The sequence below is a fragment of the Blautia sp. CAG:237 genome, assembly GCF_000436615.1.
Classification (GTDB): Bacteria; Bacillota; Clostridia; order Lachnospirales; family Lachnospiraceae; genus Blautia_A; species Blautia_A intestinihominis.
The window spans coordinates 18,123-30,658 of sequence record NZ_FR886675.1; the positions used below are offsets into that span (position 1 = coordinate 18,123).

15 protein-coding genes are annotated in these 12,536 nt (G+C 46.9%); all 15 read left to right on the plus strand.

Annotated elements, in window-relative coordinates; translation table 11 throughout:
- Positions 1-11: 11 nt before the first annotated feature.
- Positions 12-848: a sulfate ABC transporter permease subunit CysT gene (cysT, locus tag QZL69_RS01645; protein ID WP_022213487.1), complete on the plus strand. Its 837-nt coding sequence runs from the start codon at positions 12-14 to the stop codon at positions 846-848.
- The gene (gene cysW / locus QZL69_RS01650) at positions 848-1,675 is read left to right on the plus strand and encodes a sulfate ABC transporter permease subunit CysW (protein WP_022213488.1); all 828 of its coding nucleotides are present in this window, start codon (positions 848-850) and stop codon (positions 1,673-1,675) included. Before cysT ends, cysW begins: the two co-directional genes overlap by 1 nt.
- Positions 1,676-2,734 (plus strand): sulfate/molybdate ABC transporter ATP-binding protein, encoded by a 1,059-nt coding sequence (locus tag QZL69_RS01655; protein ID WP_022213489.1) that lies wholly within the window; start codon positions 1,676-1,678, stop codon positions 2,732-2,734.
- A 60-nt stretch (positions 2,735-2,794) separates the two neighbouring features.
- Positions 2,795-3,226: an RrF2 family transcriptional regulator gene (locus QZL69_RS01660; protein ID WP_022213490.1), complete on the plus strand. Its 432-nt coding sequence runs from the start codon at positions 2,795-2,797 to the stop codon at positions 3,224-3,226.
- Between the two features lie 199 nt (positions 3,227-3,425).
- Entirely contained in the window at positions 3,426-4,661 is a 1,236-nt protein-coding gene (locus QZL69_RS01665) for an O-acetylhomoserine aminocarboxypropyltransferase/cysteine synthase family protein (RefSeq protein WP_022213491.1), read from the plus strand.
- A 1-nt stretch (position 4,662) separates the two neighbouring features.
- On the plus strand, positions 4,663-5,526 hold the full coding sequence (locus QZL69_RS01670) for a 4Fe-4S binding protein (protein WP_022213492.1): 864 nt from the start codon (positions 4,663-4,665) through the stop codon (positions 5,524-5,526).
- Positions 5,519-5,767: a sulfurtransferase TusA family protein gene (locus QZL69_RS01675; RefSeq protein ID WP_022213493.1), complete on the plus strand. Its 249-nt coding sequence runs from the start codon at positions 5,519-5,521 to the stop codon at positions 5,765-5,767. Before QZL69_RS01670 ends, QZL69_RS01675 begins: the two co-directional genes overlap by 8 nt.
- A 1-nt stretch (position 5,768) precedes the next feature.
- Positions 5,769-6,086, plus strand: a complete 318-nt coding sequence (locus QZL69_RS01680; protein WP_022213494.1) for a thioredoxin family protein — start codon at positions 5,769-5,771, stop codon at positions 6,084-6,086.
- 77 nt (positions 6,087-6,163) lie between these two features.
- Positions 6,164-6,373 carry a sulfur carrier protein ThiS gene (gene thiS, locus QZL69_RS01685; protein ID WP_022213495.1) on the plus strand — a complete coding sequence of 70 codons (210 nt, stop codon included), beginning with the start codon at positions 6,164-6,166 and terminating at the stop codon, positions 6,371-6,373.
- Complete coding sequence (locus QZL69_RS01690; RefSeq protein WP_022213496.1) at positions 6,373-7,176, plus strand: HesA/MoeB/ThiF family protein; 804 nt, start codon at positions 6,373-6,375, stop codon at positions 7,174-7,176. Before thiS ends, QZL69_RS01690 begins: the two co-directional genes overlap by 1 nt.
- A 246-nt stretch (positions 7,177-7,422) precedes the next feature.
- A complete protein-coding gene (locus QZL69_RS01695; protein ID WP_022213497.1) occupies positions 7,423-7,842 on the plus strand; it encodes a M67 family metallopeptidase in 420 nt (139 codons plus the stop codon).
- Between the two features lie 18 nt (positions 7,843-7,860).
- A complete protein-coding gene (locus QZL69_RS01700; RefSeq protein ID WP_022213498.1) occupies positions 7,861-9,555 on the plus strand; it encodes an adenylyl-sulfate reductase subunit alpha in 1,695 nt (564 codons plus the stop codon).
- Positions 9,536-9,847, plus strand: coding sequence for a 4Fe-4S dicluster domain-containing protein (locus QZL69_RS01705; RefSeq protein ID WP_022213499.1), 312 nt, complete (start codon positions 9,536-9,538; stop codon positions 9,845-9,847). The genes QZL69_RS01700 and QZL69_RS01705 overlap by 20 nt, the downstream gene beginning before the upstream one ends.
- 15 nt (positions 9,848-9,862) lie before the next feature.
- Complete coding sequence (gene cysD, locus QZL69_RS01710) at positions 9,863-10,765, plus strand: sulfate adenylyltransferase subunit CysD (RefSeq protein WP_022213500.1); 903 nt, start codon at positions 9,863-9,865, stop codon at positions 10,763-10,765.
- Complete coding sequence (locus QZL69_RS01715) at positions 10,766-12,457, plus strand: sulfate adenylyltransferase subunit 1 (protein ID WP_022213501.1); 1,692 nt, start codon at positions 10,766-10,768, stop codon at positions 12,455-12,457.
- Positions 12,458-12,536: the final 79 nt, after the last annotated feature.

The window sequence follows — 12,536 nt, forward strand, 5'->3', positions numbered from 1 at the left end:
GGTGAACGATTATGAAAAAAAGCAAAAAAAGAGTAATTCCGGGATTCGGACTGACCATGGGTGTGACGATCACCATGCTCAGTATCGTGGTTCTGATCCCGCTGGCTTCTCTTGTTGTGTATTCTTCGCAACTTGGGCTGAGAGAATTTTTTGAGGTCATTACAAGAAAGAGAGTCCTGTCCAGTTTTTATGTCAGCTTTATCACCGCACTGGGCGCATCCCTTGTCAACGCCGTGATGGGACTGATCCTTGCGTGGGTTCTGGTACGCTATGAATTCCCGGGCAAACGGATCATGGACGGTATGATCGAACTTCCATTCGCGCTGCCGACCGCAGTTGCCGGCATCTCTTTGACTTCCCTGACATCAGACCAGGGACTCATCGGAAGTTTTTTTGCAAAATTCGGCATCAAGATCGCCTACACGAAACTTGGGATCACATTTGCACTGATCTTTGTAGGAATTCCGTTTGTCGCAAGAGCAGTGCAGCCAGTCCTTGAAAAGCTGGACGGTTCTTATGAAGAAGCAGCAAGAGTCATGGGTGCGAAGCCTGGATATATTTTTCGAAGAGTCATTCTTCCGGAACTTCTTCCTCCGCTTCTTACCGGTACAGGACTGGCGTTCGGACGCTGCCTTGGAGAATACGGAAGCGTTGTATTTATCGCAGGAAACAGACCTTACGAGACTGAGATCACACCACTCATCATCATGTCAGAACTTCAGGAATTCGATTACAAAAGCGCAACTTCGATCGCTCTCGTCATGCTGATCGCATCGTTCCTCATCCTGTTTCTGATGAATCTGATGCAGGCACGCAATTCAAAAAGACTGAGAGGAGGCAACGTCTGATGAAAAACAGAGAAAATGAATCAAAGATCGTAAAATATCTTCTGATCGGGATCAGCGTTTTATTTCTTTTTGTGATGCTGGTACTCCCGCTGTTTGTCGTAGTCACAGAAGCTCTCAAAAAAGGCTGGGAAGTCTATGTAGAAGCGGTGACAGACTCCTATACGATCGCCGCATTGATGCTGACACTGAAAGCAACCGTGATCGCAGTCGTATGCAACACCGTTCTTGGATTATGTGCAGCCTGGGCAGTCACGAGATTTCAGTTTAAGGGCAAAAAACTGCTCACGACGCTGATCGATGTTCCGGTCACAGTCTCACCAATCATTGCCGGTCTTATTTACCTTCTGATCTTTGGAAAACAGAGCATCCTTTATCCGTATCTGCAGAAGGCGAATATCCAGATCGTCTTTGCAGTTCCAGGTATCGTTCTTGCAACGGTATTTGTTACTTTTCCATTTGTGTTCCGTGAGCTTCTTCCTGTACTGGAATCCATTGGAACAGATGAAGAAGAGGCGGCCGCACTGATGGGCGCGAAAGGCTGGACGATTTTTTCTAAAATTACATTTCCACATATCAAATGGGCACTCCTGTATGGAATCGTATTATGTACAGCGAGAGCAATGGGAGAGTTCGGAGCGGTTTCCGTTCTGTCCGGACATCTTCGCGGCCTGACCAACACACTGCCGCTACATGTGGAGATCTTATTCAATGAATTTCAGTATGTGCCAGCATTTGCGGTATCTTCGATCCTGGTGATCATGGCGGTGATCCTTCTGATCATCCGCAGCGTGATGGAGCACAGAGGAAAAAAAGAGGGGGAAGTCTAAATGTACGTCGAATTAAAGGATATCAACAAAACTTTTGGAGATTATAAAGCATCCGACCATGTTTCTTTTGGAATCGAGAAAGGAAAACTGATCGGTCTTCTGGGTCCGAGTGGAAGTGGAAAGACCACGATCCTGCGTATGATCGCAGGTCTGGAGCAGCCGGACAGCGGCGAGATCATCATTGATGGAAAAGTAGTCAACGACATTCCGGCAAGTGAGCGCGGGATCGGATTCGTATTCCAGAGTTATGCGCTGTTCCGCTATATGACCGTATACGACAACGTTGCTTTTGGCCTGAAAATCCAGAAAGCAGACAAAAAATACATCAAAAGCAGAGTTATGGAACTGATCGAGCTGGTAGGCCTTAAGGGTCTGGAAAAAAGATATCCAAGCCAGCTTTCCGGTGGGCAGAGACAGAGAGTTGCTTTTGCGAGAGCACTTGCTCCGAATCCGCAGCTTCTCCTCCTCGATGAGCCATTTGCGGCGATCGATGCCAAGATCCGTCAGGAACTCCGTACCTGGCTCAAAGATATGATCGAACAGCTGGGGATTACCAGTATCTTCGTGACGCATGACCAGGATGAGGCGATCGAGGTGGCAGATGAGATCATCATCACAAACAGAGGCCACATCGAACAGAAGGGAAGCCCGGTCGAGGTATATCAGAGTCCGGAAACTGCATTCAGCGCATCTTTCTTCGGACAGGCAGCTGTTGTAAAAGATTATCAGATGTTCAAATATTTTGAGGACATTCCAGGGGCCGAATACGCGATCATCCGTCCGGAGTTTGTCAAAGTCACCAGAAAGACAGAGGTACAGAAGTACAAAAGCTCCGCATCCGGGGCAGAAGTCGAACGAGTGGCTTTCCGTGGAAGCTATTTTGAGCTGGAAGTGAAAGTCGGAGATGTTACGCTGACGGCAAAACGAGGCCTGGATGAGCCAATGGTGCGCCAGGGCGAAAAAGTCGACGTGTTCGTGCAGAGGCTTTTTGTGATAAAAGAAAACAAGGTTTACTCACTGGAAAACAGCTCTACAAGAGAAGATTATCTTGTAATCTGATGGGATATCGCTTGAAATCCCTATAACCTTGTGGTATAATAGGTATATGGAGGGATTTACATGAAAATTTCAACAAGAGGACGCTATGCGATCCGCGTCATGCTGGATCTTGCAGAGCATAATACAGGAGAATATATTCCGTTAATGGACATTGCGAAGAGACAGGAGATCTCAGAGAAATATCTGGAATCGATAGTTTCCGTATTAAGCAAACAGAAATTTGTCAAGGCACTCAGAGGCAAGGGCGGCGGTTATCGTCTCGCCAGGACACCTTCTGAGTATACGATTGGGAGCATCTTAAGGATTACAGAGGGATCCATGGCACCGGTTGCCTGTCTGGATGATCATCCGAACCAGTGCGAGAGAGCTGCCACCTGTAAGACACTTCAGATGTGGGAGGGCTTTTATAAGCTGATCAATGAATATTTTGACGGAATCACACTGGAGGATCTTCTGGAACAGAATTCAAACATGGGAGATTACGTGATCTGACAGCCACTCTGTGGCATAAGGCAGCAGAACATATCAAAAAAGCAAGATGTGTTCTGCTGCCTTTTTTGATATGTTTCGAAAGCTGAAAATAGAAAAATGAAAAAATTTGGAAAAAACATACATTACCTATTGACATGGTATGTTTATAGGTATATAGTAATACCATCAAAACAGCAAAGGAAAACAAAGGAGCACAGGAATGAAAGAATACGGTTTTAACACAACTTTGCTTCATGGAAGCGAGGACAGCAATCCTCACGGCGCGACACAGGTTCCGATCTACCAGTCCAGTGCATTCCGTCACGATACAGCAGAGGAACTGGAGAAGATCTTCGCAAACAAATGTGCAGGCTACTCCTACACGAGGATCAACAATCCGACGATCGAATCCTTCGAGAAGCGGATGTCGAAACTGGAAGGCGGAGTCGGAAGTGTAGCGTGTTCCTCCGGAATGGCAGCACTGACCATGGCACTGATGAACATTCTTCGAAATGGTGATCATGTTGTGGCAGCGGCAGGACTTTACGGTGGAACGGTAGAACTTCTGGATGAGCTTAAGGCATACGGGATCACCACAACCTATGTTAAGGAAAACACCCCGGATGCTTTTGAAAAGGCGATCATGCCTGAGACCAGAGCCGTTTTTGCAGAGACGATCGGCAATCCGAAGCTGGATGTCACAGACATCGAGGGAGTGGCAGAGATCGCACATAAGCATGGACTTCCGTTTCTGGTTGACAACACCGTTGCAACCCCATATCTGATCCAGCCATTACGCCTCGGAGCGGATGTTGTGATTCATTCCTCATCCAAATACATAAACGGAAGCAGTGATGCGATCAGCGGAGTTCTGGTGAGCGGAGGCAAGTTTAAATGGGACCCGGAGAAATATCCGGCGATGGCAGAATTTAAGAAGTTCGGACCATTTGCCTATCTTACAAAACTGCGAAACGGACTTTTTCGAAGCATGGGAGCCTGTCTTGCACCGCAGAATGCTTTTCTTAACAATCTGGGACTTGAAACCCTGGGACTTCGAATGCAGCGTCACTGTAGTAACGCCATGGAGCTGGCGGAGTTCCTGAACGGATTAGGACATGGCATCACCGTTTCCTATCCGGGACTTGAGGAACATCCATATCATGAGATCGCGGCGAAACAGTTCCATGGTGGGTTTGGAGCGATCATTACCTTAAGAACAGGAAGCAAGGAGAGAGCTTTCCAGATCTTAAACGAACTAAAACTTCCCTGGCTGGTATCCAATATCGGAGACACCAAGACACTGGTGATCCACCCGTCAAGCACCATCGCAGCACACCTTTCCAATGAAGAAAAAGAGCTTTCCGGTGTGTACGATGACATGATCCGGATCAGTGTGGGAATTGAAGATATCGAGGACTTAAAGGAAGATTTCAGACGAGTGATAGAAGGAGAATAAAATGGCAAAAGTAGATTATGCAACATTAAAAAAAGGCGGTTTCATGCGCCAGAAACAGAAAAACAACTTTTCCCTGCGTCTTGCCTGTGTCGGTGGAACACTGACAGCAGAGAACCTCAAGAAGATCGCAGAGGTAGCTGAGAAATACGGTGACGGATACGTACATCTCACTTCCAGACAGGGAGTTGAGATCCCGTTCATCAAATTAAACGACATCGATGATGTGACAGCAGATCTTGCCACAGGCGGATGTAAACCAGGTGTCTGCGGACCGAGAGTAAGAACGGTAACAGCATGTCAGGGCAATGCAGTCTGTCCAAGCGGAAATATCAACAGCTACGACATCGCTGTTAAGTTAAATGAGAGATATTTCGGAAGGGAACTTCCTCATAAATTCAAATTCGGCGTAACCGGATGCCAGAACAACTGTCTCAAAGCCGAAGAAAACGATGTAGGAATCAAAGGAGCCGCACAGGTTACCTGGCAGGAAGATGCATGTATCCATTGCGGTGTCTGTGAAAAAGCCTGCCGCGAGGAAGCGATTTCCTTCAAGGACGACAAACTTGTGATCGATACCGACAAATGCAACTACTGCGGACGTTGTGCAAAATCCTGTCCGGTAGATGCATGGGATGTAAATGAAGCGTTCCTTGTATCATTTGGAGGTACTTTTGGAAACCATATCAGCAAAGGACAGGAATTCCTGCCACTGATCACTTCCGAAGAACAGCTCTTCCGCGTGACAGATGCAGCGATCCAGTTCTTCGGAGATCACGCAAAACCAGGTGAAAGATTCAAATTCACGATCGACAGAGTTGGAGAAGGTAAACTGTACGAAGTACTGAAAGGAGCTTACGATGGCTGATTATAAAATTGATGATACCGTAGATATTACAGATGTTGTGTGCCCGGTGACCTTTGTCAAGGCAAAAGTGGCACTGGAAGAACTCGATGACGGACAGATCCTCGCCGTCCGTATGAACAACGGCGAACCGGTACAGAACGTACCGCGAAGCATCAAAGAAGAAGGACATCAGATCCTGAAGCTCACCGACAACGGCGACGATACCTTCACTCTGATCGTCAGGAAAGTAGAGGACGAATGATATGGCACTCAGGATCAACGCAGAAAACTTCGAAGAAAAAGTATTAAAGGCAGACAAACCAGTCCTCGTAGACTTCTACTCCGACACCTGCATCCCATGCAAACAAATGGCCTGCATCCTCGGAGACCTCGAAGACGAAAACGAAGACGCCCTTTACATCTATAAAGTCAACGTCAACTACGACAAAGCACTCGCCGAACAATACAAAGTCATGTCCGCTCCAACCGTCATCTGTTTCGTAAACGGCGAACAGAAAGGCAAAATAGTCGGGCTCAAAGAACCAGAAGAGATTGAAGCTTTGTTTGAAGATTATATCTAATTATCATTTCACAATTATATAACTTTGATTTGATAATTAAATTCATAAATTTTGTTATAATAAAGGAGATAAGAATCATGTTTATCAAAGTAGCAGGAGAAAAGAAAGAATATCCAGAAGGACTTACCGTAAAAGAGTTAATTGAGAAAGAGGATGTGGAAACACCTCAGTATGTAACCGTAACCATCAACGACGAATTCGTAGAAAGCGGAGCTTTCGAGACAACAGAAGTCAAAGACGGCGACGAAATCGAATTCCTGTACTTCATGGGAGGAGGCGCAAGATAATGGCATTCACAAACGAACAGTTAGAACGCTATTCCCGCCACATCATCCTCAAAGAGGTTGGTGCAAAGGGACAGAAAAAACTTCTGAACGCCAGCGTCCTCATCATCGGAGCAGGCGGACTGGGAGCACCGGCAGCCATGTATCTCGCAGCAGCCGGCGTAGGAACCATCGGAATCGCAGATGCCGATGAGGTAGACCTCTCAAACCTTCAGAGACAGGTCATCCACACAACAGCCGACCTCGGCAAAGCCAAAGTAAAATCCGCCAAAGAAACTATGCAGGCGATCAATCCAGATGTCAAAGTCAATACATACCGCAAATTCATCACATCCGAGAACATCATGGATATCATCAAAGACTACGACTTCATCATTGACGGAACCGACAATTTCCCGGCAAAATTCCTGATCAACGATGCATGTGTCATGGCAGGAAAACCATTCTCCCACGCAGGGATCATCCGCTTCAAAGGCCAGCTCATGACCTACGTCCCAGGAGAAGGACCATGCTACAGATGCGTCTTCAAAGATCCGCCGCCGAAGGATGCAGTCCCAACCTGTAAACAGGCAGGCGTCATCGGAGCCATGGGCGGAGTCATCGGAAGCCTCCAGGCAATGGAAGCAGTCAAATACATCATCGGCAAAGGAGACCTCCTCACAGGAAGACTCCTCACCTACGATGCCCTGACTATGACTTTCCGTACAATTAAACTGCCGAAAAACCATGATTGTCCGGTATGTGGTGTTCATCCTACCATTACTAAATTAATCGACTACGAGCAGGTTGAGTGTGACATGCACTAAAACTGAATTAGTGAAATTGGCATTAGTCGAATATGTCAAAGAGCAATGGTCGTTCCCCATGCGGGAACGTGGATTGAAATATAAGGGGATGATCTGAGACGGCCGGTTCTTAGTGACCGTATTGTGACCGATACACTGTGGACGTAGTACACAGTGTATCCGCTGCCAGTCGAAGTCAGCGAGAGCGTGTCCCCGTTGAACTGTTTATTCACACACGTCAGAGAACAATATCGAGGAGCCCCCATTATGAAATTATATATAAAAAAATCAGACTACAACACCATCCTGGACCACTGCACTGCCGGCCTCCCAAATGAATCCTGCGGTCTCCTCGCAGGAACCAAAGAATCCGAGAAGATCACCGTCACCAAAGTCTACCTTCTCACAAACGTAGACGCCAGCAGAGAACACTTCTCCATGGATCCCAAAGAACAGCTTGCAGCACTCAAAGACGCCAGAGCCAATGGATACAAGATCATCGGAAATTTCCATTCCCATCCGGAATCCCCATCCCGTCCATCCGAAGAAGACAAACGCCTGGCATTTGACCCGACCATTGAATACCTCATCCTCTCCCTTATGGAAGAAGGAAACCCGGTACTCAAAGCATTCGGAATCGACAAAGAAAAAAACGTAACGATCCACGAGATCGAGATCACAGAATAAAGTCAGGAAGAAAAAAACATGAGCAGACCCTTACAGGTAAAACACTTACATACAGATGTCCTGATCATAGGCGGCGGCACCGCAGGCTGCTACGCCGCACTCACCATCAGCAGAAACTCTGACGCTTCCGTTCTCGTCGCAGAAAAAGCGAACATCAAACGAAGCGGCTGCCTCGCAGCAGGTGTCAACGCGATCAACGCCTACATCGTCAAAGGCCGCAAGCCACAGGACTACGTAGATTACGCAACCAAAGATGCGGCAGGAATCGTCAGAAACGATCTCCTTCTGACAGCCGCAGAAGAATTCAATGAAGTAACGGCAGATATGGAAAAACTTGGTCTCGTGATCCTCAAGGACGAAAACGGAGACTACGTGGCAAGAGGAAACCGCAACATTAAGATCAATGGCGAAAACTTCAAACCACTCCTCGCAGATGCCGTATACAAAAGCAAAAATGTAGATGTCCTCAATTATGTAAATATCACAGACCTTCTCACAGAAAACGGAAACGTTTACGGAGCTGTCGGTTTTTCCATCATGGAAGAAACAGCCTATGTGATCCATGCAAAAGCAGTCCTGATCGCAACAGGCGGAGCAGCCGGCCTCTACAAACCAAACAACCCGGGATTTTCCAGACATAAGATGTGGTATCCGCCATTCAACACAGGAGCCGGATACGCGATGGGAATCCGTTCCGGTGCAGAGATGACAACCTTTGAGATGCGTTTTATCGCACTCCGCTGCAAAGATACGATCGCTCCGACAGGAACTATCGCACAGGGCGTGCAGGCAAAGCAGGTCAACTCCAAAGGCGAAGTCTATGAGCACATTTACGGTCTGACTACCAGTCAGCGTGTATATGGAACTGTCAAAGAAAATCAGCTTGGGCATGGCCCTTGTTATCTCAAGACCTCCGGTATCACATCCGATCAGGATCAGGATCTTCTCAAAGCATACCTGAATATGGCACCGAGCCAGACCCTCAAATGGATCGAGAGCGGTAAGATGCCAAGCGAACAGGACGTAGAGATCCAGGGAACTGAGCCGTATATCGTAGGCGGTCATACAGCCAGCGGTTTCTGGGTAGATACCAGAAGAGAAACCACCATCCACGGACTTTATGCAGCCGGTGATGTGGCAGGCGGATGTCCTCAGAAATATGTGACCGGTGCTCTGGCAGAGGGCAAGATCGCCTCTCTCGCGATCATCGAACAGTTAAAAGACGATCATAACGAAGAAACATCCGAAATCGAAAAACAGGCACAGACGATCATTAAAGATTACGAAAAGATCCGCAAGGCACAGAACGGTCTGTTTACCATCGACGAACTGGAAGAAGCCATGCAGAAAGTCATGGACGAATACGCAGGCGGAATCGCCAGCAACTATCAGTTCAATGAGAAACAGCTGGATCTTGCAGAAGAAAAGATCGTAAGACTGAGCGAACTTGCCGATCAGGTCGGTGCAGAAGATATGCATGAACTTCTTTTTGCATACGAATTAAAAGAAAGACTTCTCGTCTGTCAGGTGCTGATCGAACATCTCAGAAACAGAAAAGAAACCAGATGGCATTCTTTCAATGAGAATCTCGATCATCCGGAAACAGACCAGAATTTTGAAAAATACGTAAATTCCAGAATGGAAGACGGCAAGATCCACATTCTGTTCAGGGATCTGGTAAAGGGGGATACTTATGAGCATACGAATTCGTGAGGACCGATGCGTCGGCTGCGGTAAATGTCAGGAAGTATGTCCTGGTACCCTGATCCAGATCAAAGACAAAAAAGCGGTCATGAAATATCCAAAGAACTGCTGGGGCTGCGTTTCCTGCGTAAAGGAATGTAAGATGGGAGCCATTGAATTTTATCTTGGCGCAGACATCGGCGGCATGGGTGGAACCATGAACGTTACCCAGAAAGGTGATCTCCTCAACTGGAACATCACCAGATCTGACGGCAGTGAGCTGGTCATCAGCGTTGATCGGCGAAATTCCAATAAATATTAGTACAGGAGAAAACTTATGAGCGGATTATCACATTTAGATGAACTGGAAGCAGAAGCAATATATATCATCCGGGAAGTGGCAGCAGAATGCGAAAAACCTGTTATGCTTTATTCCATCGGAAAAGACAGCTCAGTGATGCTTCATCTCGCACTGAAAGCCTTTTATCCGGAAAAACCACCTTTCCCGTTTTTACATGTAAACACAACCTGGAAATTCCGGGAAATGATCGAATTTCGTGACAAGACAGCCAAAGATCTTGGAATCGAGATGCTGGAATATATCAATGAGGACGGTGTGAAGCAGGGAATCAATCCTTTTGACAACGGATCCGCTTATACCGATATCATGAAGACACAGGCTCTGAAACAGGCTCTCAATAAATACGGATTTACCGCAGCATTCGGAGGCGGTCGTCGTGATGAGGAGAAGAGCCGTGCCAAAGAGAGGATCTTTTCTTTCCGTAATGAAAACCACGCCTGGGATCCGAAGAACCAGAGACCGGAGATGTGGAAACTTTACAATACAGAGATCAACAAAGGCGAGAGCATCCGTGTTTTTCCAATCTCCAACTGGACAGAGAAAGATATCTGGCAGTACATAAAAAGAGAAAATATCCCGATCGTGCCTCTTTACTTTGCAAAAGAGCGCCCGGTAGTTTATCGTGACGGAAATATCATCATGGTGGATGATGACCGCATGCGTCTCAACCCTGGTGAGAAACCGGAAATGAAAAAAGTCCGTTTCCGTACTCTGGGCTGTTATCCACTGACCGGCGGTATCCTTTCTGATGCAGATACCCTTGATGCAATCATCGACGAGACATTAAGTTCTGTAGAATCTGAGAGAACCAGTCGAATCATTGATTCTGACGGCGGTGCAGCCAGCATGGAAAAGAGAAAGAGAGAGGGGTACTTCTAGATGAGCGGTTTACTGAAATTTATTACCTGCGGAAGTGTGGACGATGGAAAATCCACACTGATCGGACATATACTTTACGATTCCAAACTGCTTTATGCAGACCAGGAAAAAGCCCTGATCCTCGACAGTAAGGTAGGATCCAGAGGCGGCGCGATCGACTATTCACTTCTTCTGGATGGTCTGATGGCAGAGAGAGAACAGGGTATCACCATTGATGTTGCTTATCGTTATTTTACAACAGACAAGAGAAGCTTCATCGTCGCAGATACACCTGGACATGAAGAATATACGAGAAATATGGCAGTTGGTGCTTCTTTTGCACAGCTTGCGATCATCCTTGTCGATGCAAAACAGGGCGTTTTGGTACAGACAAGACGTCACAGCCGCATCTGCGCCCTGATGGGGATCCATCATTTTGTATTTGCAGTCAACAAGATGGACCTTGTAGGCTACAGCGCAGAAAGATTCAATGAGATCGTAAAAGATATCAATGAACTTTCCGAAAGCCTCGGACTTCAGGATGTTGTGATCGTTCCTGTCAGCGCGACAGAAGGAGACAACGTCACAGTCAAATCCGAGAACATGCCATGGTACACAGGCAAAACACTTCTGGATCATCTGGAAACTGTCGATGTGACAGAGACAGAGAGCGAAGCAGGATTCTACATGCCGGTACAGAGAGTCTGCCGTCCGAACCATGAATTCCGTGGATTTCAGGGACAGATTGAGAGCGGTAAGATCAAAGTCGGACAGACCATCACCACACTTCCAAGCAACGAGACTGCAACTGTCAAATCCCTTCTGAACGGAAGCACTTCCGTAGAAGAAGCCGTGACAGGACAGGCAGTGACCATCCAGCTTGACAAAGAAGTGGATGTCAGCCGAGGCTGCGTCCTCACCGACCAGGCACAGCTCTCCGTAGCAAAAAGCTTCACTGCAACACTGCTCTGGATGGATGATAGCAAGCTGACTCTTGGAAAAGAGTATCTGGTCAAACTGGGAACCAAGAGAATTCCTGGATTTATCCGCAGCATCAAATATAAGATCGATGTCAACACCGGAGAACATATCGCAGCAGATTATATCGAAAAAAATGAGATCGCACTGTGCGAGATCGAACTGGCCGAAAAGATCGTACTTGACGAGTTCAAGAAACACAAAACTCTTGGCGAGATGATCCTGATCGACCGTGTAAGCCATATGACTTCTGCATGTGGTATACTTGAAACCGTAGAAAATGACGGAGAGAAACCGTACTTCCAGAAAGATGACATCAAAGTCGGCGGTTATGTATTCGAAGAATTCTACTTCAATCTGGAAAATGCAATGATGTCCAAAGCCGGATCCGCCAAGAAGACCTATCATGTCGGTGATGAAGTACCGGTTGCCGGAGACAGCTTCAAATATCCGGAATACTTTGATATCCTTTCCGTTGAGGACGGGGCAGCAGTCCTGATCCGTGACGGCAAAGTAGAAGACATCCAGAAGATCGAAGACTACCGCTACATGGGACTCCCAGTTGTCGATGAAAGAGGAATGGCTTTGCTTGTGAAAAACAAAGAGGATCTTGAGAGATTCCTTGAAGAAGCAAAGAATGTGACCTCAGAAAACCGTTCGGAAGTACATAACAAGTGGTTCCGGTTTGAGACTTATCGGAAGGTTGTTTGTACGGATAATTTTTGGGTGATCTAAGGGTACTTCCTTAGGGACCTTCGAGTTTTGAAAAAACCACACGAGGGGAGGGCACTCGAAGTTGCGAAGGCCGTTCTCC